This window comes from Amycolatopsis rifamycinica (genome assembly GCF_000695625.1).
Taxonomy (GTDB): Bacteria; Actinomycetota; Actinomycetes; order Mycobacteriales; family Pseudonocardiaceae; genus Amycolatopsis; species Amycolatopsis rifamycinica.
The window spans coordinates 18,396-41,204 of the sequence record NZ_JMQI01000015.1 but is presented as its reverse complement, the minus strand read 5'-3'; the positions used below and the strand labels follow the sequence as shown (position 1 = coordinate 41,204).

The following is a 22,809-nucleotide window of genomic DNA, read 5'->3' as shown; positions in this document are numbered from 1 at the left end:
GGCATGGGCACGAACCTAGGGACCGGACCGGGTTGGCCGCGTCCGTCAGACGACGTCTTCGGCATACGTCATCGCGGCGCCGAGCACCGCCGCGAGCTCACCGCGGGAGGTCACCCCCAGCTTGGGGAACATCCGCTGGAGGTGGGTGCTCACCGTCCTGGGGGAAACGTACAGCCGCTCGCCGATCTCGCGGTTCGTCAGCCCCTGGGCGGCGAGCTGGGCGACGTGGAGCTCGGTCGAGGTGAGCCGGTCGACCGCGGCCAGGTCCCGGCGGGGAGAGGACGCGCCCGCGGCGCGCAGCTCCTGGCGTGCCCGCTCCGCCCAGGCCGAGGCGCCGAGCGCGTCGAAGACCTCCCGCGCGGCCTGCAGGACGACGCGGGACTCCGCGGGGCGGCGGTGCCGCCGCAGCCACTCGCCCAGGGCGAGGTGCACCCGCGCCCGCTCGAACGGCCAGTCGACGGGAACGGCGTCGAGGGCCTCCCGGTAGCGCGGCTCGGCGGCGGACGGCGGGCTGAGCAGGGCGTGGCCGAGGCGCAGCCCGCAGAGCAGCGCGGGGGAGGGCGTCGGCTCGCCGAGTGGGGTCAGCTCCTCCAGGAGGACCCGCGCGGCCTCGGCGGAGTCGCTGCGCACGGCCGCCTCGACCAGTTCGGCGACCCCGTAGAAGCGCAGCCAAGGGTGGAACGCCGGGTCGGCCGGGTCGAAGACGCGGCGCAGGTGCCCGAAGGCGTCGCCGTAGCGCCCCTGGCAGAGGGCGGCCTGCCCGCGGGCCATCTGGACGATGGCCAGCGCCGGGCGGGCGCCGCCGGGGAGGGCGGTGCGCTCCGCCTCCGCCGCCCACGCCTCCGCCTCCGGGTCGCCGCAGACGGCGGCGAGCTGGGCGCGGATGGCGTGCACCATCGCGTGCACGAGGGGCTGACCGGTCTCGCGGGCCAGCTCGGCGGCCTCCTCGGCGGCGAGGTGACCGGCGCGCACGTCACCGAGCCGCGCGGCGCTCCCCGCCTGGACGCAGAGCGCGCGGGCCAGCATCGACAGCCGGCCCTGGGCGCGCAGGGCGTCCAGTGATCTCGCGGTCAGCCGGCTCGCCAGCGCGGGAGCACCCACCGTCACCGCGGCGCCGCCCAGGAGCTGATCCCCCTCGGGGTCCTCGGCCGAACGCTCCAGCTGACCGGCCAGTGACTCGAGGACGGCTCGCCCCCGCTCGACCGGCGCGCAGTACGCCCGCAGGGCCACCAGGTCGGCGTTGTCCGCGTCCACGGGCATCCGGTCGACGGCGGCGGCGACCCGGCGGCGGGCGTCCGGCCCCGGCTCTCCCCAGAAGCAGTGCAGGACCGCGCCCCACAGCATGCGCAGCCCCAGCACGGGCTCGCCGGCGGCGAGCCCGACGGCCAGCTCGGCTAGCTCGGCGGTCGCCGTGCCCTCGCCCTGCGCCGAGCCTTCGACCAGGGCGATGCCGACCCAGGCGGCCCGGCCCTGGTCCCGGACCGAGAGGTCCAGCGACCGCGCCTGGGCCAGCAGGTGCGCCGCGACGGCCGGCTGTCCCGACTCCAGGGCGAGCTCGGCCGCGCGCAGCAGCCGGTCCGCGCGAGCGGACGGGTCCGCGGTCAGCTCCGCCGCCCGCCGCAGCGCGCCCAGTGCCGCGGCGACCCCGCCCCGCCGCAGGGCCCGGCCGGCGGTGGAGTCCAGGTCTCGCGCCGCGTGCTCGTCGGGACCGGCGGTGGCGGCGGCGCGGTGCCACGCCTGCCGGTCCGGCTGCCCCTGGAGCTCGGCGGCGAGCGCGGCGTGCGCGGCCTGTCGTTCCGCGGCGGTCGCGGCGTGGTGCAGCGCCGAGCGGACGAGCGGGTGCCGGAAGACCATCCCCCACCCCGCCACCAGGCCCGCGTCGACCGCGGGCCCGAGGGCGGCGACGCCGACCGCCGTCCCGAGCATCCGCGCCGCGGCGGCGAGGCACTCGTCGAGCGTTCCGTCGCCGTTGAGGGCCGCCAGGAGCAGCACCGCCCGGGTGTCCACCGGAAGCCGGGAGACGCGGGCCGTGAAGGTCCGCTCCAGCCGCTCGGTCAACGGCAGCGGACCCGGCGTGAGCGCGTACGCCCCGCCGACCGACCGCAGCGCGACCGGCAGCTCCGTCAACGCCAGCGGGTTCCCGGCAGCTTCCTCCAGCAGCCGCCGCCTGACCTGCGGCCCCAGGCCGGGGGCCACCGCGTCGAGCAGCTCGCCCGACACCTCGTCCGTCAGCGGGTCCAGGGCCAGCACGGGCAGCCCGGCACCGCCGAGCCGGTCGTCGAGGCCGCGGGTGACGACGACCAGGGCGAGGGGGTCGGACTCGATCCGCCGCGCGACGAACCCGAGCACGTCGAGACTGGCCCGGTCCATCCAGTGGGCGTCCTCGACGACCACCAGCAGCGGTGCCTTCACCGCCGCGTCCGACAGCAGGGTCAGCGCGGCCAGTCCGACGAGGTAGAGATCGGGCACGGCCTCGTCGGCGAGCCCGACGGCGGCGCGCAGGGCGGCCCGCTGCGGTCCGGGCAGGTCGTCGATGCCGTCTCGCAGCTGGTGGACCAGCTGGTGGAGGCCGGCGCAGGCGACGTCCTCCTCCGACTCCACGCCCACCGCCGTGAGCACCCGGACCCCGTGCCCCGCGGCCCGCGCCGCCGCCTCGGCGACGAGTGTCGACTTGCCGATCCCGGGCGCGCCGAGGACGACCACCGCGCCGCCCGCCCCGGAGGCGGCCCGCTCGACCAGTGCGGCCAGTGCGCGGCGCTCCGTCTCGCGACCCAGCAGCGCCGGTCCTTGCATGCCCCGCTCCCTCTCCTCCGTGCGGCTTCCGAGGCGCCGCGTCCCTGCCACGGGACAATGACACGTGAGCCGCTTCCCCGGGATGGGAGGGCCCGGTTGTGACGACGGCGCTCCTTGCCGCGCACGGCGCCTGACCAGCGATGTCCGTCGTGGGATGAGATGGCCTGAACGCTTTGGGTGCGCGTTGGCAAAGACGCCGTGTCAGGGCGAAGCGAAACCCGAGGAGCTTGATGTCGACAGACGCGGAACTGATCGGCAGGTCGCTGCGCGGAGACACCGATGCCTTCGTGGAAGTGATCAGCCGGCACGAGACCGCGCTCGGGAACTACCTGGCGCGCAGAGTGGGGCGGCAGGCCGCCGAAGACGTGCTCGGCGATGTGTGGGTGGCGGCTTACGAGTCCCGTGCGAACTATGACCTTTCGTACCCCGAAGCCAGGCCCTGGTTGTACGGCGTCGCGCTGAACAGGCTGCGCCGGCACTGGCGGTCCGCGCCGGCCGAGGAGCCGGCGCCGGACCTGACCGGCGTGGCGAGTGACTGGGATCCCTGGCCGGCGGTGGAAGCCCGCGTGGACACGCAGGCCCTGCTGAGCCGGGCACTGGCCCGGCTCAAACCGGAAGAGCGGGAAGTGCTGGGCCTGGTCGCCTGGGAGGACCTGACCGTCGCCGAGGCCGGGCGGGTGCTCGGCATCCCGGCCGGCACGGCCCGCCGCCTGCTGCACCAGGCGCGCAAGGCATTGCGTGAAGCCCCCGAAGTAGTCGCGCTGCTGCAAGTCCCGACAACGTGAAAGACAGCCCCATGGACGAAATGGATCTCATGAAGAAGCTGCGTGACGTGCCGTCCCCCGGTCCCGAGGCCTATGACCGTGCCCGCGCGGCACTGCGGACGGCGATGGAGGAACCCGTGGCCACGGTCGTGCGGCCGAGGCGCTGGTTCTCCTGGCCCCAGGCCGGCGTCGTCGCCGCGGGCGCGGCCGCCGTCGCGGCCGCTGTGGTGATCGGTACCTCGGGCGGCGGCGTCCCGGCCGGCCCGTCCGACGCGGCCCCGTCGGCGGTCGAGGCACCCCTGGTGAAGCTGGCCGCCGCGGTCAAGGCGGCCGGCACCCAGCCAGGAGACGCGTCGCTGATCATCAACACGAAGTTCGGGCCGGACAACGAACCGGACCTCTACTACACCCTTTACACCGACCAGGGCCGGCAGTTCACGGGCGATTCGGCGAAGACCCTGGTGGACGCGGTCGCCAAGGGCCACGCCGAGCCGGCGACGCCATACGACGGGAAGGTGATGGCGGCGGCCCGTCTCGCCGCGAACGGCGACGTGGACCAGGCCAGGACCGCGATGATCACCGCGGCCAACAATGCCCTGGGAGTCGGCCTGAGCCCCGCCGAGGCGGACAAGGCCTGGGCGGCCGCCCAGGCGGAGACCGCGGAGGTGTTCCGCAAGGTCGGCAAGCCGGTCCCCGCCTCCCGACCGCGTCCGACGGGCAAGGACCTGGAAAACCTCATCAACAACCACCTGTGGAGCAACGCCGAACACGCGCTGTTCGCCAACGCCGCCGACGCGGAGGTCCGCGCGGGCGTGCTGAAGCTGTACGCGACCATCCCGGACATGGTCGTCGGCAAGACCACCGTCGACGGCCAGCCCGCGCTGACCCTCACGGCGCCTCCCGCCATCCTGGGCGGCGGTGCGGACGTCCTCACCATCAACGCCGACAACGGCCTGCCGATCCGGGAGGAGATCACCTCGGCGGAACCGTCCAAGCGCTACGTGGTGAACTACAAGGCCGCCCGCGTGACCCTCGCCGACGTGGCCGCGGGCAAGATCTGATCCTCGTACGGGACTGTTCCGGGAGGGCCGGGATCATCTCGGCCCTCCCGGGCACGGGGCGATTTCGGCCTCAAGCGGCTGGGCTACCTGCCGGCCGCGCGGAGGACGTCGGCGACGACCGCGAGGATGTCCGGTTCAGTGGTGGTGTCGACCTCCACCAGGGGGCCGGCGCCGAGCGGGCGGACGGGGTCGCCCCACAGTTCGGTCTCCTGGCGGGCCAGATCGAAATGGCCCGCGTGCCGATGGGCGGCACGCGCGTAGTAGCGCGCCCGGGCGATCTCGCGGGGCACCACACAACGCACTTCGACCACCTGGCCCGGTAACCGCGCCACGAGGGGCCGGGTGTAGCCGAACCAGGTGCTGTCCAGGACCGCACCGGGGCAGCGACGCGCCACGCGCAGCGCCGCCAGCACCGCCGCCCGGCCCAGCCGCCGCGACTCGTCCACCGTGCGGGGAAGCCCGAGCTCCTCGACGAGGGCTTCCTTGATCTCGTCCTTGGCCAGCACCGGCAACCCCAGCCGCGGACCGAGCGCGGCCGCCAGCGTGCTCTTGCCCGCCCCAGGCCAGCCACCTACCAGTACGAACAGGAACCTCGTCCGATCTTGCCCACCCATGGCGAGTCTCCTACCCCGAAACGGGCCGGAATCCCACTCCGGCCGGCACTGCGGCGCTCGCGAGCGCAACCGTCGGGCAGAGACTGAAGCCGACTGGCCCGTCGGAGGGCCGGTTGCGGGCGCGGATCCCGCCTAGCGGAGTGTCCGCACGGGAGAACCGACGTTGTCCGCGCCACGCACCTGGCCGTTGCTCGTCTGGCGGAGCAGCGCGAGAGCCTCCTCGGCGGGAGAGCCCGTGGGGGTGGTGCACACGATCAGCACCTGTTCCGGCGAGCGGGCGATCGACAGGGTCTGCTGGGTCACGGTCACCGGGCCGACGACGGGATGGTGCAGTTCGTAGGAGGCGGCGTCGCAGGGTGCCACGCGGTGGTCGCCCCAGAGCTTGACGAACTCCGGGCTCTTCATCGTCAGTTCGCCGATCAGTTCCGCGAGCAGGGGGTCCTGCGGGTGCCTGCCGACGGTGATCCGCAGGTTGCCGACCACTGCGCGGGCCTTGCGGTCCCAGTCCGTGTACAGCTCCCGGCAGTGCGGGTCCAGGAACAGCATCCGGCTCGTGTTCGGTCGCTCGGCCGGGTTGTCCGGGCTGGCGAAGTCCAGGTGGCCGGCCAGCAGAGCGTGCCCGAGGGTGTTCCACGCCAGCACGTCCGTGCGCCGGCCGAGCACCAGCGCCGGGACACCGTCCACGGCGCGCAGGAGGTCCCGCGTCTCGTCGGCGAGCCGCTCGGGCCGGGGACGGCGCGCGCGGGGAGTGCGCCGGGCGGCCCCGGCGAGCCGGTTGAGGTGTTCGCGCTCGTGGCCGTCGAGGCGCAGGGCGCTGGCGATCGCCTCGAGCACCTCGGCCGAAGCCCCGCGGGACAGGCCCTGCTCCAGCCTCGTGTAGTACGAAACGCTGACGCCCGCCAGCCGGGCCAGTTCCTCGCGCCGGAGCCCGGCGACCCGCCGTCGCGGCCCGAGGTCGCGCAGACCGACGTCTTCCGGCCGCAGCAGCGCCCGTCTGGCCTGCAGGAAATCGCCGAGTGGGCCAGGTCCGTCCATGTCCCCAGTATCCGCGGCGCGGCCCGATCCCAGCCACACCCCGCGAGGGGTAGGAAAACGCGGGAGTGGTTCGGGCGCGCTTCCGCGCCCAGGCTCGACGCCATGGAGCAGATCATCTTGGGCGACGTCACCGTCACCCGCGTCAAGGAGTTCTACGGCTCGGTCGAGCTGACCCCGGCCGAGTTCTTCCCGGACAGTCCCGACGGCTCGTGGGACGAGCACCGCGGCTGGCTGGCGCCCGACTTCTGGAGGCCCGAGACCGGCGAGTGCCACTCGGCGATCCAGTCCTGGCTGCTGCGCAGCGAAGGGCGCACGATCCTCGTCGACACCGGCGTCGGCAACCACAAGGACCGGCCGTACTCGCCGGTGTGGAGCCGTCTGGACACCGGCTACCTCGACAACCTCGCCGCCGCCGGGGTGCGGCCCGAGGACGTCGACGTCGTGGTCAACACGCATCTGCACGTCGACCACGTCGGCTGGAACACCCGCCTGGACGGCCGCAGCTGGGTGCCGACCTTCCCGAACGCGACGTACCTGATGACGCGGCGGGACTTCGAGTTCTGGGACCCGGCCAACGAGAACCGGTCCGTGCTGGGCCGCGGCAACCAGAACGTCTTCGAAGACAGCGTCACGCCGGTCCACCAGGCCGGCCTGACCCACCTGTGGGAGGGGACGTACCGGATCGACAAGAACCTGCGGCTCGGCCTCGCCGCCGGGCACACCCCCGGCTCGTCCGTGCTCAGCCTGGAGTCCGGCGGCGACCGGGCCCTGTTCGTCGGGGACCTGGTGCACACCGCGCTGCAGATCGTGGAGCCGGAGACCAATTCCTGCTTCTGCGAGGATCCAGCCGAGTCCCGGGCCACCCGGCACAAGCTGCTCGGCCAGGCGTCCGAGAACAACGCACTCGTCTTTCCCGCGCACTTCGGTGGCTCGGGGGCTCTGGAGGTCGAGCGCCACGGGTCGAAGTTCGCGATCAAGGAGTGGGCGCCCTTCTCCCGCATTTCCTGAAAACCCGGAAGGAAGCTTTCCCGTGACCCAGTACGCAGACCCGGTCGTCGACACCCCGGCGGGCGCCGTGCGCGGCGTCCGCGACGACTCCGGCGAGTTCTACCGTGCCATCCCCTACGCGGCCGCGCCGATCGGGGCCCGCCGGTTCACCTCACCCGCGCCCCACCCGGGCTGGTCCGGCGTCCGTGACGGCACGCGACCCTCGCCCACGGCTCCCCAACCGGTCCGCGACTTCGGCGGGCTCGACATGACCCCCTACTTCGGGCCGGGCTGGGTCCGGGGCGAGGAGTACCTCACCGTCGACGTCCGCACACCGGCCGCCGACAGCGGCAAGCGACCCGTCATGGTCTTCGTGCACGGCGGCGGATTCGTCACCGGCTCGACCCGCGCCGCGCTCTACGACGGCAGCGCGTTCGCCCGCGACGGCATCGTCCTCGTCACGGTGAACTACCGCCTCGGCATCCCCGGCTTCCTCGACCTGGAAGGCGCTCCGCCCAACCGCGGGCTGCTCGACGTGCTCGCCGCACTCCACTGGGTGCGCGCCACCATCGCGGCGTTCGGCGGCGACCCGGGCAACGTCACGGTCTTCGGCCAGTCCGCGGGCGCCACGCTCACCGGAGCGCTGCTCGCGACGCCGGAGGCCAAGGGCCTGTTCCGGCGGGCGATCATCCAGAGCGGCAGCGGCACCGGCGCCTTCACCCCGGAACAGGCGCGACGAGTCACCACCGCGGCCGCCGCCGCGCTCGGCGTCGAACCGGCCGCCGAGGCGTTCGCCGGGATCCCCGACGAGCGCTTCCTGGAAATCCTGCCCGCACTGGCCGGCCTCGAGCTGCGCACCAGCACCGCGACCGACCCGCTGGCCGGCCTCAGCCCGTTCAGCCTGGTCCTCCCGGTCCAGCCGGCCGACGCCCTCGGCAACGGCCCGGCCCGCGACGTCGACCTGCTGATCGGCACCAACACCGAAGAGGGGCACCTCTACCTCGTGCCGCAGGGCCGCCTGGAGTCCTCGACGTGGGCGGACGTACTCGCCCTCGCCGCCGGCGTGTGCACGGACCCGGAGACCGAGGTCGCCGCGCACCGCGCGGCCCGGCCGAACGCGACGCCGGGTGAGCTGCGCTCCGCGGTCCTCGGGAAGGCCCTGTTCGGCGCCGGTACGGCCCACCTGGCCCAAGCCCACGCCCGGATCTCGGGCGGCCGCACCCACGTCTACTCGTTCGGGTACCGCTCGACGGCACTGAACGGACGGCTCGGCGCCACCCACACCGTCGAACTGCCTTTCGTCTTCGACATCGCCGACAAGCCGTGGCTGCACGGTGACACCGGCCTGCTCGGCCCCGATCCCGCCCCGGACGGCCTCGCTGCCCGGGTGCACGCCGCCTGGGTCGCGTTCGCCGGCACGGGAGACCCTGGCTGGGCCGCGTACGACCCGCAACGACCTTTGGCGCAGGTCCTCGGAAGCTGAGTCTTCCAGCGGGCGAGGGCCTGGTGCGGGTCCAGCGGGATCAGCGCGCCGTCCGCACACCGAGTCCTCGATGGATATTTCGCCACGGCGGCCGCGCCCGACCTGCGGGTCGAAGGTGGCGAACTCCGCACCGGCTCCGGCCGGGTGCCGCTGAACGGCCGTTCCTACGACGAAGTCGCGGCGGCCGCGGGGCTCGAAGCCGGAGAACCGGCCGGGGTGTACGGCGGCGGGCCGGGTGTGCGGACCGACGAGGTGATCACCCTGGCCGCGGATGCCGTGAAGACGCTGATGCGGGCGTTCGCCGAGGGGGATCGGGCACTGCGTGAGTTCGCCCCTGAGCTGGTGCCGGTGCTGTGGCCGGAGCACTTCGACGTCGCGATCTCTCTCGACGAGGTGAACTACGGCGTTTCGCCGGGGGACCGGTACTTCGCCGAGCCCTATGCCTACGTCGGCCCGCACGAACCTCGGGAGGGGGAATTCTGGAACGCCGCCTTCGGCGCGGCCCGCACGATGGCCGAGCTCGGCGGTGCGGACGCGGTGGTCGGGTTCTTCCGCGCGGGCCGGGAGTCCGCCGCCGGGCGGTGAAAGCCCACGCGGTGAGAAAGCGCGCGCCGCAGCCGTTGCCCGCGCTGCCGGCAACGGAACCGCTTACGATGCCCCATGAGCTCTCCGCCGCGGGCGGGGTGGTCTTCGCATCGAGGGGGTGGCCGTGGGCGTCGAGCAGATGAGCCCGTATGAGCGTGCCGCGTGGCAGGACATCGAGCGCTGGCGTGACGAGCGGCTGGCCGTCAACGAGCGCCGGCTGCTGCCGGGCGTTCGGGATCGCCTGGCCAAGGGCGGCCAGGTCGCGAAGGGGCGAATCGAGCAAGTGCCCGGCGCGGAACAGCTGACCGCGATCGTCCACAACTCGATCGACGGATTGCTGAAGTTGGTGAACAAGGCCAGCGAAGCGACGCTGCGGCGCAAGGCGGTCGTGGCGGCCTATGCCAAGCGCGGGCACGCTGTCAGCGAGCTGAGCGACATCCACCGGCTGGACCTGGCCGACATCGACAAGGCCAAGCCTCGGCTGGGACTGCGCTACACGGCCTTCAGCGCGGTCGAAGGCGCGGGCGCGGGCCTGGCGGTTTCCGGCGGCGAACTGCTCACCACGGCCGGTGGTGTCGTCGGCGCGGGCGCCGGTGCGGTACCCGGGGTGGGCACGGTCGCCGCGGCGATGGCGGCCGACGCCGTGCTCGTACTGGGTGCGATGACGAGGGCGGTCGCGCACACCGCCGCGTACTACGGCTACGACACCGAGCTGCCGCAGGAGCGGGTCTTCGCCCTCGGCGTCCTCAGCTTCGGCATGGCCCAGCAGACCAGCAAGGGCATCGCGTACGTCCAGTTGAACAAGCTCGTGAACGACCTCGCCCGCAAGGCGACGTGGGATCAGCTGAACAAGAACGGCGTCACGCGGATCGTCAGAGCGTTCTACGAGCGATCCGCGGCGCAGCTGACGAAGAAGAAGCTCGGACAGGCCGTGCCGGTGCTCGGCATCGTGATCGGCGCCGGGCTCAACGCACGGCTGCTGCACAACCTCACCGAGGACGCCGAGCAGCTTTACCGCGAGCGGTTCCTGCGCGAGAAACACCACCTGGAGACGGTCGACGTCACCGTGACCGCGGAGCGTGCCGACCTCGACCCGGACGACGTGGTCCACATCGCGGAGATCGTCGAGGAAGGAACCACCCGCGAGGAGCACCCCCCGACGGGCTGACCTCGAGGCCGACACGACGGCCCGCGCCGGCGGGGGAGGGACGCGGCTCCGCCGGTGCTTCCCGTCTCTACCCGGTCACGTGCTCGAGGGGTGCCGCCGTCGCCGGTGGCTTTCCGTGGTGTGCGACGGCCTGCTCGACCGTGGGGTGGATGGCGAACAGCTCGTCGACCCGGGTGATCGCCATCGGCGTCAGCACACTGTGCTGCGTGGCCACCAGCGTGACCGCGATCCCGGCGTCGGCGGCGGCCTGGTACAGCCAAGCGAGCACCGACAAACCCGTCGAACCGAAGAACCGCACCGGGGTCAGGTCGACGACCAGCCCGCGCGGGCGACGGGCGAGAGCCGCAGCCATGGCCTCCTGGAACGTCGTCCGGACGACGTGGTCCACGTCTCCGCTCACGGTGACGACTCCGATGTCGCCGACGGACGTCGCGGCGGTGGACAGCACGGGCGGGGATGCTCGGTTCATGAGCTGCGCTCCGATCGGATGCCGGTTGGGTCGACCGGAGAGGAAGGCGACACGCTGCCCGGCCACGGCTGACGGCTGAACCGCGACCACAGAAGACCCGGCGCGCGGACGGCCGCCAAGATCGTTGTCGTATGACAACAGTACTCTACTGCGCCAGTGCCGGGTTGTCACCCTCGGCGAGGTTCCGGGTCGCCGCCTCCTGGAACGCGCGCAACCCGCCGGCGAGAGCGTCCCTTTCCCCGGCGGTCAACCCGGCGAGGACGGCGTGCAGGCGCTCCCGGCGCCGCGCGCGCAGGTCCTGTAGGTAGGCGCGCCCGCTGTCGCTGAGCCGCAGCACCAGTTCGCGGCGGTTCCGGGAATGGGGCAGCCGTTCCAGGAAGCCGACGGCCTCGAGCCGGTCGCACAGCCGGCTCGTCAGCGGCGGGGTGGAGCCGAGCAGTTCCGCCAGCGTGCGCAGGTTGAGCCCGTCGTAGCGGTCGAGGGCGACGACCGCGCGGACCTGTGACACCGACAGGGGTCTCGAGGAGGCCTCGCGTGCCCGCTCGAAGAGGATCTCGAGCAGCTCGGCGGTGTCGGCCACGGCGGCGGCCACCGGGTCGGTGGCGCGCGTCCTGCGGGATCGGTTCGCGGCGTTCACTGTGGCATCCCTATGTCGAGCCGTCGCCGGAAGCGTACCGCGCGCGCGGGCGGGTGACCCACGTCCGGATGAGCCGCCAGAACACCTTTGTCATGTGACAACTATTGTCGTACGGTACCGACGTGGTCGGGAAGGGAGCGTCGTGGCGGTCCGGCACCGGCGAGGCGGCTCGCGTCAGGAGGCAGCGCGGTGGAGACAACGGCGGTCGAACGGCTGCTGCGGGAAGCCGCACCGCACGAGCTGCTCGTGGTGCTGCGAGCCGTGCTGACCGCCGGGTTCGCCGCCCGGACGGTCGAGCTGCTGCTCGCCGACTACGGCATGACCGAGCTGCAGCCGGTCACGGACTCGCCGTACACCGGCGAGTCGCGTCCGGTGCTCGGCACCGTGGCGGGGGCCGCGTTCGCCGGCCAGCGGCTGCTGGTCGAACCGGACGGCGGCACGGTCACGGCCCACGTCCCGGTGTCGGTGCGCGGCGACCGGCTGGGCGTGCTGGCCGTCAGCATGGCCACCGTCCCCGACGCGGGTGCCCGGCTGGAACTGTCCCGGATCGCCGAAGCGCTCGCGCACGAACTCCTCGTTGCCGGCCGGGACACCGACCTGTACCTGCAGGCGCGGCGAACCAGCCGGCTCACCCTGGCCGCCGAGATGCAGTGGCAGCTGCTGCCCGGACGGTCGTGTGCCCGGCCCGGCTTCGCACTGGGCGGTCAGCTCGAACCCGCCTACGCCGTCCGCGGCGACAGCTTCGACTGGTCGGCGACGGCCACCTCGCTGACCGTCACGCTGGTCAACGGCATGGGAGACGGCGTCGACGCGGCCATGGTGACCCACCTGGCGGTCAACGCCCTGCGCAACGCCCGCCGCGCCGGTGTGCCCCTGACGGCCCAGGCCGAGCTGGCCGATCAGGCCCTGCACGCTCACTACGACGGGCGCGAACACGTGACGGGCCTGCTGCTGACCCTGGACCTGGCAACGGGGGCGATCGACGTCCTCGACGCCGGGGCACCACGGTTGTGGCTCCTGCGTGACGGAGAAGCGCGGCGGATCTCCTTGGCCGAGCAACTGCCCCTGGGCGCGTTCGGGGACACCGAGTACGGCACCGAACGCCTGCAAGCCCGTCCCGGCGACCGGCTGGTCTTCGTCAGCGACGGCGTCCACGACACCCTCGGCCCGTCCGGCGACCTCTACGGCGAGGGCGACCTCGGCCGGGCCGTCGTCGACTCCGCCGTCCTGCCGGCGGCGCAGGTCCCCAACGCCGTGCTGGCCGACCTGGCGGCCCGGCGCGAAGCCGCCTGGACCGTCGACGACGCCATGGTCGTCTGCCTCGACTGGTTCGGTCCGGAACCGGACCGCGACTCCCCAGCCCGGCTGCGGACGGAAGCAGGCAGCTGACCGTCGCGGCCGACGCGAAGTGCGGGCCGCTCGTCGAGCCGTTCGTCGCACCCGGATCGTTTCCGGTGGATCGGCTAGGGTGAGCCGAGTCGCACGAGGGGGCGGCGTTCGTGGGAAGTCGGGAGCATGGGACCGGAAGAACTGCGGGATCTCGTCGGAGGTCTGCCGGTCGTCGTGTGGGAGGCCGATGTCCGCAGCGGCGCGTTCAGCTTCGTCTCCGATGCCTCCCGCGCGTTGCTGGGGCACGCGCCCGGCCGGTGGCTGGCCGATCCGGCGTTCGCGCTGTCGGTGGTGCACCCGCAGGACCGCGACGGCTGCGCCCGCGCCCGGGCCGAGGGCTGGGCCCGCGGCGACTACGAGATCACCTACCGCGCCGTGGCCGCGGACGGCCGGGTGGTGTGGCTGCAGGAGCTGGGCCGGGTGCGGCCCGGCGGCACGGCCTCGGGCGTGTTGCTGGAGGCGTCCGGGCGGCGGTCGGAAGTGGAACGGCAGCGGTTCCTCGCCGGGTTCGAGCGGGGGCTGCAGGAGCTGGACGACGCCGAAGAGGTCATGGTCTACGCCGCCCGCAGCCTGGGGGAGTACCTCGGTGCCGACCGGTGCGCCTACGCCGAGGCGGAAGAGGACGAAGACCACTTCCTGATGAGCGGGGACCACGCCACCGGCCTGCCACCGCTGCCCGGCCGCTTCGCCATGTCGGCGTTCGGTGACGGGTGCATGCGGGCGATGCGCGCCGGGAAGTCGTGGGTGGTCGCCGACAGCTTCGGCGACGACCGCCTCGCCCCGGCGGACCTGAACGCCTACCGGGTGACGGGGATCCGGGCCGTCATCTGCGTGCCGCTGCTGCGCGGCGGCCGGTTCGTCGCGGCGATGGCCGTGCACCAGGCCACGGTCCGGCACTGGACGGACGCGGAGGTCGACCTGGTCGAGCTCATCGTCGCCCGGTGCTGGGAGTCCATCCAGCGCACCCACGCCGGCCGGGCCCTGCGCGACAGCGAACAACGGCACCGGCTGCTCGTGGAACGCGCCACCGACGCCATCTGGGTGCTCGACCGCGACCTGCGCTTCGCCGAGGTCAACCCCGCGGCCTGCGCGCTGCTCGGTTACGCGCGCGAGGAGCTGATCGGGACGCCGATCACCGGCCTGCTCGACGACGGCGGCAGCGACCGGTGGCGGCAGCTGATCGCCGGGCCGGGCACCGTGCGCGAGACCAGCGAAGTCCACCACCTCCGCCGCGCCGACGGCACCGAGGTGGCGCTGGAGCTGAGCATCCAGGCCACCCCGTCGGGGGTGCAGGCGATCGGCCGCGACGTCACCGAGCGACGCCGCCGCGAAGCCGAGCGCGACCTGCTGCTGCAGCGCGAGCACGAGATCGCCGAGACGCTGCAGCGCAGCCTGCTGCCGCGCGAGCTGCCCCGCCTTTCCCGGATCGCCGCCGCGGCCCGCTACCAGCCGGCCGCCGTGCACGCCCAGACCGGCGGCGACTGGTACGAGCTGATCGCCCTCGGCGGCTCCGTGGTCGCCTTCTCGGTCGGCGACGTCGTGGGCAAGGGAGCGCAGGCGGCGGCGGTGATGGGGCAGCTGCGCAGCGCGCTGGCCGGCAGCCTGCTCGACGGGCACGGCCCGGCCGCGGCCCTGGACCGCCTTGACGCCTTCGCCGCCCGCACCGACGGCGCGGCCGGCACGACCTGCGCCTGCCTCACCCTCGACTGGGAGACCGGCGAACTGCGGTGGGCCGTGGCCGGCCACCCGCCGCCCGTCGTCGTCGAAGACGGTGCCGCCCGGCTGCTGCCCGGTCGCGGCGCGGTGCTCGGCGGCCCGGACCGGACGCACCACCGCGAGAACGCCGCGGTCCTCGCGCCCGGCGCCTCGGTGCTGCTGTACACCGACGGCCTCGTCGAGCGGCGCGACGAGCCGATCGACGACGGGCTGCGACGGTTGTGCGACGCGGCGAGCCGCGCGCACGCCCTGGCACCGGAACAGCTCGTCACCGCGATCACCAGCGCCCTCCTGGACGGCCGGGAAGACGACGTCGCGGTCCTGGCGGTCCGGCTGCTGCCGCCGCCCCTGCGACGGCGGGCGGCCGCCGAAACCGGACTGCTGCGGCGGCTGCGTCGCGACCTCGCCGGCTGGTCGGCGTCGGCCGGGCTGTCCCAGGAACTGCACCAGGACCTGAGCCTCGCGCTCGGCGAAGCCGCCGCCAACTCCGTCGAGCACGCCTTCCCGGGGTCGACCGGCGAGGTCGAGTACTCGGTGACCCGCGCCGCGGACGGTCAGCTGGAGGTCGTCGTGCGTGACGACGGCCGCTGGCGGCCGGAGCCGGCCGAGAACAGCCACCGCGGGCGCGGCATCGGCATCATGAAGGCACTCTCGGCGGAGTTCGGCATCGACCACGACGATCGTGGCACCGCCGTCCGGTTCCGCATCCGCCCGGATCCGGCCGCCGCGCCGGAGGACAAGCCGGTGGTGCCCGAGGGCGCGGCGTCGCCCAACGTCTCGGTCGAGGAGACGGCGCCGGGCCTGGTGACTTTGAAGCTGACCGGCGATCTGGACCTGGAAACGGTCGGCCAGGTGCGGCCGGCCGTCCTGGGCCGGGTCGAGGCCACGGCGTCCGGGCGGGTGGTGGTCGATCTGAGCGAGCTGCGGTACCTGAGCAGTTGCGGTATCGCCCTGCTGCTGGACGTCGCCGCGGCGACCCGACGCCGGCACATCGGCTTCGCCACCCGCGTGAGCGCGGGGTCCGCGGTCCTGCGCATCCTGGAACTCGCGGGCCTGACCGACACCCCGGCGGCGCCTTTCCCGGTCGAAACCCTCACCCGGCCCACCGCGGCCGGGTGAGCGGACGGCCGGAGCGCCGGGCGCTTCGCCCGCGCCCGTTTCGCGTCGATCGAGCGGGAACGGGTGGGGCGGCCTGGGGAACCACCCCACCCGAGTCAGAACCGGTAGCGCAGCAGGCGGTGCGCGTACCGCAGTGGCCGGGCCAGCTTCATGATCGACGCGGTGACGCGGTCCTGCGCCCGCGCGTCGGCCAGGTGGGGCGAGTCCAGCAGGGACCACTCCTCCAGCAACCGCAGGCCGGGCACCAGCTCCTCGAGTGAGCGAGGATCGCCGACGGCCCAGCCGAACGGCGCGCCGGTCGTGCGGACCAGCCGGGAGTACCGGGCGATCCGCAGCGTCCAGGGGAGGACCGCGTCGAACGTCATCTCGCCGTGCGGGAGGTGCGTCACCAGCCGGCGCAGCATCGTCAGGCCGTCGGCCTGCTGCAGGTACGGCGTCAGGCCTTCGGCGATCACGAGCGTCGGCCGGTCCGCCGGAACGGACTCCAGCCACGCCTGCTCGGTGACCGACGTGGCGAGCACGCGGTAGCCGTCGCGCGGTTCGTACAGCTTCTCCCGCAGCTCGACGACGTCGGGCTGATCGACGTCGATCCACTGCACGCCGTCCGGCAGCGGCAGCCGGAACGCGCGGCTGTCGAGGCCGCACGCCAGGTGCAGCACCAGCGCGTCGGGATGGCGCGCCACGAACTCCGTCGTCCACTCGTCGAGCTTCTTGGCCCGGAACGTCACCGTGCGCCGGTCGCGGCCGATGAACTTCATCTTGCGGAAGTCGTAGTCGAGCCGGCCCATCAGCCGCTCCGCACTCCCGTCGCCCAGCACCGGCCGGGGCGAGCGGTTGTCGAGCGCCTTGGCGTACAACGTGGCGAGCAGGGTCTCCTGCGCGCCGGTCAAGCGAATCTGTTCCACCGCGGTGCCCTCAGTCCTTGTGTCCGATGACCAATGTGTCCAGTGCGCCCACGCTCGCGACCTCGACCGTCCCGAAACCCGCTTCGGTCAGCCACTTCCGCGCTTCGACCGGCGTGTATTCCGAACCTCCCGGTGACGTCAGCAGCATGTTGAGGCTGCCCAGCAGGCTCAGCGGCCGTCCCCGGCGGTCGGCGTCGATCATCCGGTCGTACACCAGCACCGCGCCCCCCGGCTTGACCGCCTCGTGGACCCGGGCGAGCAGCCGCTGCCGGGCGGGCAGGTCGAAGTAGTGCAGGATGTGCCCGGCGACGAAGACATCCGCCGCCGGCAGCGGGTCGGCGAAGAAGTCGCCGGCCACGAACCGGATCCGGCCGGCCAGGCCGAGCTCGGCCGTGTGCTCGGCGAAGAACCGTTCCACCGGTGGGAGGTCGAAGCAGGTCGCGTCGAGGTGCGGGTGCTCGCGCAGGAGCGTCGCCGCGAGGTTGCCGCGTGCGCCACCGAGGTCCACCACCGACGAGTACCGGCTCCAGTCGAAGACCGACACCAATGCTGCTCCGACGCCGCTGTTCACGGCGTCCATCGCCCCGAGGAACCCGCGGGTGGCGTCGTCGTCGCGGTAGCCGTCGAAAATGCCCCGGCCGCTGGGGACCTGGGCCTGTCCGGTGCGCAGGGCCTCGGTCAGCTTGCCCCACACCGGGAACAGCATTCCGGCGGCCATGCGGGCGTACCCCCCGACGTACCCGGGCTTCCCGGCGACGAGGTGCCGCTCCGCGTCGGGGGTGTTGGCGTAGCTGTCGCCGGTGCGCTCGAGAAGTCCCAGCGACACCAGCGCGTCGAGGAAGTCGGTGGCGCCGCGGGGGTGCAGGCCGGCCTGGTCGCTCAGCTCGGCGGCGGTCATCGACCGGCCCGCGAGGGTGCTGAACAGTCCGAGCTCGACCGCGGAGAGCACCGCGCGCGAGCCGTAGAACGCCATGATCAGTTCCAGGATCCTGCCGGGCCCGCCGGCGTTGTCCGGGGTCATCGGGTGTTCCTCCACCGTGGTCACGCCGGGACGCATTCGAGCATGGACCACCGGCTCGCCGCCGTGGTCGTGAGGGCGAAACCGGCTTCGGCGAACAGCGTCCGCCACTCGGCCAGGGTCCGCTCCCGCCCGCCGAACAGCACGAGCATGTCGATGTCGAGGAACTTCGCGTGGTCCCAGACGTTCCCGGCCGCGACGACCTGGTCCCAGACGAGCAGCCGGGCCCCGCTGTCCCCGATGGCCGCGCGCACCCGGCGCAGCACCCGGCGGACGTCCTCGTCCGACCAGTTGTGCAGCACGCCCTTGAACAGGTAGGCGTCGCAGCCACCCGGGATCGGATCGGTGAAGAAGTCGCCGGGCACCACGGTGACGCGGTCGGCGACCCCGTGTTCGGCCAGCACCGGGGGCGCCGAGGACGCGACCCTGGGCAGGTCCATCAGCACCCCGGTGCCCGCCGGGTTGGCCAGCAGGACCTGCGCGATGAACCAGCCGTCGCCGCCGCCGAGATCCGCGATCCGCGAGAACCGGTGCAGCCGGTAGCCGGGCAGCTCACGGCCGACGATCACCCGGCTGAAGTGCATCATGAAGCGTTCGAAGAACGCCCCTGACTCGGGTTCGTTCTCCAGGTGCTCGAAGAACGACCGGCCGTGCACCTGGTCGAAGGCGGGCTCGCCGGTTCGCACGCTGTGCATGATCCGCTCGTACGGCTTCCAGGTGAGGTCCAGGTGGTTGTACTTCACCAGCGGCAGCAGGCCTCGCGGGTTGTCCGCCCGCAGCGCGTCGGAGACCGGTGTCCCGGAGAACGCCCGGTCGGGCCCTTCGGCGAAGACGCCGACCGAGGCGGCCGCCCGCAGCACCCGCAGGAGCGCGTCGGGGTGCGTCCCGGTCGCCGCGGCCAGGTCCTCGGCCGTGCGCACGCCGTCCCCGACGAGGTCGGCGATCCGCAGCTCCACCAGCACGTGCACGACCTTGGCGAGCCGGCCCGCACTGGCCAGCAGGAACAGCTGCCGGGCGTGGAGGTCGTCCAGGGACGGCAGCGGGCCGGCCGCCGCCGGATTGTCTACTGTGGTCATTCGAAATCCTTCCCGCGTACCGTTCAGGACGACGTTTCGAGGATCTGCTTGATGCGCGCCATGTTCCTGCGGGAACCGGAGTTCAGCCGCTCGACCATCGCCGCCTCGTCGAACGGGGCGTCGGCGCGCACCTCGAACTCCTGGACCCAGCGCATGGTCGTGCGGCCGCCGGACTCGGTGTAGAACCACCGCAGCCGCATGTACTCGAACGGCCCCGTCTCCAGCCGGTGCGCCCGCACCGTGCGGGTCGCCGGGTCGGCGGTCCGGCGCGAGACCCACGACCACGCCTGGCCCTGGTCGTCGGGCCGGGTGGTGAGCCGGAAGTCGATCGTGTCGCCGTCCCGGCGGAGCACCTCGACCGCGGCGTACTCGTCGAAGTACTCCGGCCACGCCTCGACGTCGTTGGTGAACTTCCACACCACTTCGAGGGGCGCGTCGATGGTCACGGAGTTCTCGGTCTCGGCCGCCACGTCACGCCACCTCACGTTCGCGCGCGCCGTTGATGAGCTCCAGCGCGGCCCGCGGGCTGGCCAGCTCGGCGAACCCGTCCACGTCGACGCCGTGGTCCTGCTTGAGCCGCGCCGACACCTCGATCAGCGCGAGCGAGTCGTACCCCAGTTCCTCGAACGGGACGTCCAGGATGTCGCCGTTCAGGTCGTACTCGTCCGGGTCACCCGCGCACGCGCGGATCACGTCGACGAATTCGGCCAGTGTCATGTGCCACCTCCGGTCGGAGCGATGAGTTGTCAGTGCTCGCACAGGACGAGCGCGGAATTGAAGCCGCCGGCCCCGCGGGCCACGACGAGCGCGGTGCGCACGGGCAGTTCCCGCGGCCGGTCCACCACGAGGTCCACTTCGGACGATCCGCGGGTGCCGACCGACGGCGGCACCACGTCGTCGCGGAGGGCGAGGAACGCGGTCGCCACGTCGAGCGCGGCGCCCGCGGACAGCCGCCCGGTCATCGTCTTGGGCGCGGTCACCGGAACCGCGCGGGGCCCGAAGACCTCGGCCAGTGCGGCCGCCTCGGCCTCGTCCCACGCCGGGATGCCGGCGGCGTCGGCGAACACCACGTCCACCTCCGACGGCTCGACCTCGGCCTGCCGCAGCGCGCCGCGGATGGCGCGGGCGAGCCCCGGCGGACGGCCGGACCCCGGTTTCGGGTCGAACGTGGCCGTGTACCCGGCGATCCGGCCGTAGACGCGGTCGACGCCGCGTGCCCGGGCGGCGCCGGCCTCTTCGACGACCAGGATCGCGCCTCCTTCGCCGGCCACCCACCCCGACGCATCGCCGTCGAAGGGCCGGTAGGCCCGGGCCGGATCCGGCTCGGTGCTGAGCAGCCCGCTGGGGATCTGCGCGACCAGGCCCCACGGGCACAGGGACGCCTCGAAGCCCCCGGTGACCGCGAGCCGCAGCGTTCCCGCGTCCACCAGACGCGCGCCCTGCGCGGCGGCGTCGATCCCGCCCGCCTGTTCGGTGACGACGACCGAGCTGTGGCCCCGCATGCCGTGGCGGATCGAGAGCTGTCCCGTGTTCACCGCGTAGAACCAGGCGAACGACTGGTAGGCGCTGACCCGCTCCGGCCCGGTTCCCCACAGCTTCTGCAGTTCGTGCTGGCCGAACTCGAACCCGCCGGAGCCGCTCGCGGTCACCACGCCCATGGCGTACTCGTCGAGCTCGGCCGGGTCGACGCCCGCGTCCGCGAGCGCCCAGCCGGTCACCGCGAGCGCGTGCTGGGTCATCCGGTCGGTCTGCGTGAGCAACCGGCTGGGCAGGTGGTCCCGCGGCTCGAACGCCCGTACCTCGCCGCCGACCCGGACCGGGTAGCCGGCCGGGTCGAAGCGGCTGATCACCCCCAGCCCCGAGCGGCCGGCCAGCGTCGCCTCCCAGTACTCCGCCACACCGGTCCCGTTGGCCGCGATGACGTCCAGGCCGGTCACCACCGCCGTCATGAGGCCGCCCTCGTCAGCACGGCGGCGCTCTGGAAGCCGCCGAACCCGCTGCCCACGCTGAGCACGGTGTCCAGCGCCACCGCCCGGGCGGTGTTCGGCACGTAGTCGAGGTCGCAGTCGGGGTCCGGCTCGGCGTAGTTCGCCGTGGGCGGCACGACTCCGTGCTCGATGGCCAGGGCGCAGGCGGCCAGCTCGATCGCGCCGATCGCGCCGAGCGAATGGCCGATCATGGACTTGATGGAGCTGACCGGGACCCGGTAGGCGTGGTCGCCGAGGCTCCGCTTGAACGCGGCGGTCTCGTGCCGGTCGTTCTGCTTGGTGCCCGAGCCGTGCGCGTTCACGTAGCCGACCGCGTCCGGCGTCCGCTTCGCCTGGCCGAGCGCCACGGTGACGGCTTTCGCCAGCTCCCGCCCGTCCGGCCGCAGCCCGGTCATGTGGTGGGCGTTGCACCGGGTCGCGAACCCGGACACCTCCGCGTAGACGTGCGCGCCCCGGCGGCGGGCCGCGGTCAGCTCCTCCAGGACGAACATGGCCGCGCCTTCGCCGAGCACGAACCCGTCCCGGCCCCGGTCGAACGGCCGTGAGGCGCCGGCCGGGTCGGCGTTGTTCGCCGAGGTGGCCTTGATGGCGTCGAAACAGGCCACGGTGATCGGGGAGATCGGGGCCTCCGTCGCCCCGCCGAGCATCACTTCGGCCCGGCCGTCGCGGATCTGCTCCACGGCGTGGCCCACGGCGTCCAGACCGGACGTGCACCCGGTCGACACCACGGCCACCGGCCCTTCGGCGCCGACCTCCCACGCGACGTCGCGGGCCATCGAGCTCGGGACGTAGTGGTCGAACAGGTTCCGCGCCGCGAGCGTGTGGTCGACGAGCCACGTCGCCCCGCGGGAGCTGACCCGCGCGTACTCGCGGTCCAGGCTCGTCGTCGCCCCGACCGCGGTGCCGACGCTGACCCCGGTCCGTTCGGGGTCGAGCGGGCCGGCGCCGCTGTCGGCCAGCGCCTCCCGGGCGGATGCGATGGCGAGCAGTGCCGCGCGGTCCGCGGTGGCCGCCTGCTCGGCGGTGAACCCCTCGGCGACCGGGTCGAAGTCGATCTCGGCGGCGATCCGCGACCGGAACGGCGCCGGGTCGAACGACGAGATCGTCCGCGTCGCCGTGCGGCCGGAGGTCAGCAGGTCCCAGAAGGCCGGCGTGCCGACGCCGCCCGGCGCGCGGACGCCGATGCCGGTGATCACCACCCGGCGGCCCGTCACAGCCCACCGACCCGGGGCGGACCCGCGTCCGGGTACGGGACCGGCTCGGTGTCGACGTGCCCGAGCTCCGGTTTCGGGGCCAGCGGGGAGATCTGGAACACCGCCCGCGCGGGGACGTCGCCGGTGTTGACGATGCGGTTGCGCGTGCCCCGGGTGACCAGGAGCGCCTCGTCCGCCCGCAGCTCGATCTCCTCGCCGTTGAGCACCACGAGGACCGTGCCGCGGGTCAGGTACAGGTACTTGTCCGAGTACGGGTGGTAGTGCTCGGCGACGAACTCGCCGGGGGCGAGGTCGATCGTGCCCAGGAAGCCGGACGTCGCCCCGACCGAGACCGGGGTGAGCAGGGCGCGGGTGCTCCCGCCCTGCCGGCGGTTCGGTGCGACGTCGGCGAGGGCCACCTTGGGTGTGTTCACCGCGGGTTCTCCCAGCTGTAGAAGACTTCCGCCTGCGAATCCTTGAGCTCGCTCCAGTCGGCCGAGTACGGCGTGAGGTACTGGCCGACTTCGTCGTTGACCTTCCGGAAGTGCGGGTTGCCGCGGGCGGCGTGGAGGGAAGGCATGATGTCGTCCTCGGCCTCGATGAGGTGGAAGTAGAGGTCGTGGAACCGGAACAGCGTCCGGCGGGTGACGCCGAGTTCGCCCGGCAGGCTGGTCCGGTCGTGTTCGGCGAACGCCGCGGCCACTTGGTCCGCGTCGTCGGGGTCCATGCGCAGGACCATCAGAGCCCGGTAGGCCACTGCTCCTCCTCGCGTCGGCTGCTGCTCTCCGGTTCTACTTTCCCTTCTTGTC

At 73.3% G+C, this 22,809-nt stretch carries 22 protein-coding genes; 8 read left to right on the top strand and 14 right to left on the bottom strand.

Annotated features, from left to right (window positions below):
* Positions 1-45: 45 nt before the first annotated feature.
* On the bottom strand, positions 46-2,793 hold the full coding sequence (locus DV20_RS08015) for an ATP-binding protein (RefSeq protein WP_043777883.1): 2,748 nt from the start codon (positions 2,791-2,793) through the stop codon (positions 46-48).
* A 230-nt stretch (positions 2,794-3,023) separates the two neighbouring features.
* Between DV20_RS08015 and DV20_RS08010 the strand changes: the two genes are divergently transcribed.
* Entirely contained in the window at positions 3,024-3,578 is a 555-nt protein-coding gene (locus tag DV20_RS08010; protein WP_043777881.1) for an RNA polymerase sigma factor, read from the top strand.
* 11 nt (positions 3,579-3,589) lie between these two features.
* Positions 3,590-4,618 carry a hypothetical protein gene (locus DV20_RS08005; protein WP_235190738.1) on the top strand — a complete coding sequence of 343 codons (1,029 nt, stop codon included), beginning with the start codon at positions 3,590-3,592 and terminating at the stop codon, positions 4,616-4,618.
* An 83-nt stretch (positions 4,619-4,701) separates the two neighbouring features.
* On the opposite strand, the gene DV20_RS08000 is transcribed toward DV20_RS08005, so the two are convergent.
* Both DV20_RS08000 and DV20_RS07995 read right to left on the bottom strand, forming a co-directional pair.
* Positions 4,702-5,232, bottom strand: coding sequence for an AAA family ATPase (locus DV20_RS08000; RefSeq protein WP_043777878.1), 531 nt, complete (start codon positions 5,230-5,232; stop codon positions 4,702-4,704).
* A gap of 132 nt (positions 5,233-5,364) precedes the next feature.
* Entirely contained in the window at positions 5,365-6,267 is a 903-nt protein-coding gene (locus DV20_RS07995) for a helix-turn-helix transcriptional regulator (RefSeq protein ID WP_043777876.1), read from the bottom strand.
* A 102-nt stretch (positions 6,268-6,369) separates the two neighbouring features.
* On the opposite strand from DV20_RS07995, the gene DV20_RS07990 reads away from it, so the two are divergent.
* The 4 genes from DV20_RS07990 to DV20_RS07975 all read left to right on the top strand — a co-directional run bounded on the left by DV20_RS07990 (position 6,370) and on the right by DV20_RS07975 (position 10,490).
* On the top strand, positions 6,370-7,275 hold the full coding sequence (locus DV20_RS07990; protein WP_043777875.1) for an MBL fold metallo-hydrolase: 906 nt from the start codon (positions 6,370-6,372) through the stop codon (positions 7,273-7,275).
* A 22-nt stretch (positions 7,276-7,297) separates the two neighbouring features.
* Complete coding sequence (locus DV20_RS07985; RefSeq protein ID WP_043777874.1) at positions 7,298-8,737, top strand: carboxylesterase/lipase family protein; 1,440 nt, start codon at positions 7,298-7,300, stop codon at positions 8,735-8,737.
* A gap of 144 nt (positions 8,738-8,881) precedes the next feature.
* A complete protein-coding gene (locus tag DV20_RS07980) occupies positions 8,882-9,322 on the top strand; it encodes a hypothetical protein (protein WP_235190737.1) in 441 nt (146 codons plus the stop codon).
* 124 nt (positions 9,323-9,446) lie between these two features.
* Entirely contained in the window at positions 9,447-10,490 is a 1,044-nt protein-coding gene (locus DV20_RS07975) for an EcsC family protein (RefSeq protein ID WP_152603650.1), read from the top strand.
* A gap of 67 nt (positions 10,491-10,557) precedes the next feature.
* Here DV20_RS07975 and DV20_RS07970 read toward each other — a convergent pair whose 3' ends face one another.
* Together DV20_RS07970 and DV20_RS07965 are read right to left on the bottom strand one after the other, a co-directional pair.
* Complete coding sequence (locus tag DV20_RS07970; protein WP_084093365.1) at positions 10,558-10,959, bottom strand: STAS domain-containing protein; 402 nt, start codon at positions 10,957-10,959, stop codon at positions 10,558-10,560.
* Between the two features lie 145 nt (positions 10,960-11,104).
* Positions 11,105-11,596: a MarR family transcriptional regulator gene (locus DV20_RS07965; protein ID WP_235190736.1), complete on the bottom strand. Its 492-nt coding sequence runs from the start codon at positions 11,594-11,596 to the stop codon at positions 11,105-11,107.
* A gap of 189 nt (positions 11,597-11,785) precedes the next feature.
* On the opposite strand from DV20_RS07965, the gene DV20_RS07960 reads away from it, so the two are divergent.
* Together DV20_RS07960 and DV20_RS07955 are read left to right on the top strand one after the other, a co-directional pair.
* Positions 11,786-12,985: a PP2C family protein-serine/threonine phosphatase gene (locus DV20_RS07960; RefSeq protein WP_043777872.1), complete on the top strand. Its 1,200-nt coding sequence runs from the start codon at positions 11,786-11,788 to the stop codon at positions 12,983-12,985.
* A gap of 126 nt (positions 12,986-13,111) precedes the next feature.
* Positions 13,112-15,820 (top strand): SpoIIE family protein phosphatase, encoded by a 2,709-nt coding sequence (locus DV20_RS07955; protein ID WP_043777871.1) that lies wholly within the window; start codon positions 13,112-13,114, stop codon positions 15,818-15,820.
* A gap of 95 nt (positions 15,821-15,915) precedes the next feature.
* On the opposite strand, the gene DV20_RS07950 is transcribed toward DV20_RS07955, so the two are convergent.
* From DV20_RS07950 to DV20_RS07910, 9 genes are read right to left on the bottom strand one after another with little or no spacing between them, the layout of a single operon-like run.
* Positions 15,916-16,725 carry a class I SAM-dependent methyltransferase gene (locus DV20_RS07950; RefSeq protein ID WP_043777869.1) on the bottom strand — a complete coding sequence of 270 codons (810 nt, stop codon included), beginning with the start codon at positions 16,723-16,725 and terminating at the stop codon, positions 15,916-15,918.
* 10 nt (positions 16,726-16,735) lie between these two features.
* Entirely contained in the window at positions 16,736-17,746 is a 1,011-nt protein-coding gene (locus tag DV20_RS07945) for a methyltransferase (RefSeq protein WP_063607782.1), read from the bottom strand.
* A gap of 20 nt (positions 17,747-17,766) precedes the next feature.
* Entirely contained in the window at positions 17,767-18,819 is a 1,053-nt protein-coding gene (locus DV20_RS07940; RefSeq protein WP_051735839.1) for a methyltransferase, read from the bottom strand.
* A 23-nt stretch (positions 18,820-18,842) separates the two neighbouring features.
* On the bottom strand, positions 18,843-19,289 hold the full coding sequence (locus DV20_RS07935; protein WP_043777868.1) for an SRPBCC family protein: 447 nt from the start codon (positions 19,287-19,289) through the stop codon (positions 18,843-18,845).
* 1 nt (position 19,290) lies between these two features.
* The gene (locus DV20_RS07930) at positions 19,291-19,536 is read right to left on the bottom strand and encodes an acyl carrier protein (protein WP_043777866.1); all 246 of its coding nucleotides are present in this window, start codon (positions 19,534-19,536) and stop codon (positions 19,291-19,293) included.
* A 29-nt stretch (positions 19,537-19,565) separates the two neighbouring features.
* Positions 19,566-20,768 carry a ketosynthase chain-length factor gene (locus DV20_RS07925; RefSeq protein ID WP_043777863.1) on the bottom strand — a complete coding sequence of 401 codons (1,203 nt, stop codon included), beginning with the start codon at positions 20,766-20,768 and terminating at the stop codon, positions 19,566-19,568.
* On the bottom strand, positions 20,765-22,021 hold the full coding sequence (locus DV20_RS07920; protein WP_235190735.1) for a beta-ketoacyl-[acyl-carrier-protein] synthase family protein: 1,257 nt from the start codon (positions 22,019-22,021) through the stop codon (positions 20,765-20,767). Before DV20_RS07920 ends, DV20_RS07925 begins: the two co-directional genes overlap by 4 nt.
* Positions 22,018-22,434, bottom strand: a complete 417-nt coding sequence (locus DV20_RS07915) for a cupin domain-containing protein (RefSeq protein WP_235190734.1) — start codon at positions 22,432-22,434, stop codon at positions 22,018-22,020. The genes DV20_RS07920 and DV20_RS07915 overlap by 4 nt, the downstream gene beginning before the upstream one ends.
* A complete protein-coding gene (locus DV20_RS07910) occupies positions 22,431-22,757 on the bottom strand; it encodes a TcmI family type II polyketide cyclase (RefSeq protein ID WP_043777861.1) in 327 nt (108 codons plus the stop codon). Before DV20_RS07910 ends, DV20_RS07915 begins: the two co-directional genes overlap by 4 nt.
* Between the last annotated feature and the right edge of the window lie 52 nt (positions 22,758-22,809).

What these genes read in the sequence shown, in the direction of transcription:
- DV20_RS07925 (WP_043777863.1), bottom strand. Translation starts at nt 20,768, where the DNA reads ATGACGGCGGTGGTGACCGGCCTGGACGTCATCGCGGCCAACGGGACC.
- DV20_RS08010 (WP_043777881.1), top strand. Translation starts at nt 3,024, where the DNA reads ATGTCGACAGACGCGGAACTGATCGGCAGGTCGCTGCGCGGAGACACC.
- DV20_RS07930 (WP_043777866.1), bottom strand. Translation starts at nt 19,536, where the DNA reads ATGACACTGGCCGAATTCGTCGACGTGATCCGCGCGTGCGCGGGTGAC.
- DV20_RS07940 (WP_051735839.1), bottom strand. Translation starts at nt 18,819, where the DNA reads ATGACCACAGTAGACAATCCGGCGGCGGCCGGCCCGCTGCCGTCCCTG.
- DV20_RS07970 (WP_084093365.1), bottom strand. Translation starts at nt 10,959, where the DNA reads ATGAACCGAGCATCCCCGCCCGTGCTGTCCACCGCCGCGACGTCCGTC.
- DV20_RS07990 (WP_043777875.1), top strand. Translation starts at nt 6,370, where the DNA reads ATGGAGCAGATCATCTTGGGCGACGTCACCGTCACCCGCGTCAAGGAG.
- DV20_RS08005 (WP_235190738.1), top strand. Translation starts at nt 3,590, where the DNA reads ATGGACGAAATGGATCTCATGAAGAAGCTGCGTGACGTGCCGTCCCCC.
- DV20_RS08000 (WP_043777878.1), bottom strand. Translation starts at nt 5,232, where the DNA reads ATGGGTGGGCAAGATCGGACGAGGTTCCTGTTCGTACTGGTAGGTGGC.
- DV20_RS08015 (WP_043777883.1), bottom strand. Translation starts at nt 2,793, where the DNA reads ATGCAAGGACCGGCGCTGCTGGGTCGCGAGACGGAGCGCCGCGCACTG.
- DV20_RS07945 (WP_063607782.1), bottom strand. Translation starts at nt 17,746, where the DNA reads ATGACCCCGGACAACGCCGGCGGGCCCGGCAGGATCCTGGAACTGATC.
- DV20_RS07995 (WP_043777876.1), bottom strand. Translation starts at nt 6,267, where the DNA reads ATGGACGGACCTGGCCCACTCGGCGATTTCCTGCAGGCCAGACGGGCG.
- DV20_RS07955 (WP_043777871.1), top strand. Translation starts at nt 13,112, where the DNA reads ATGGGACCGGAAGAACTGCGGGATCTCGTCGGAGGTCTGCCGGTCGTC.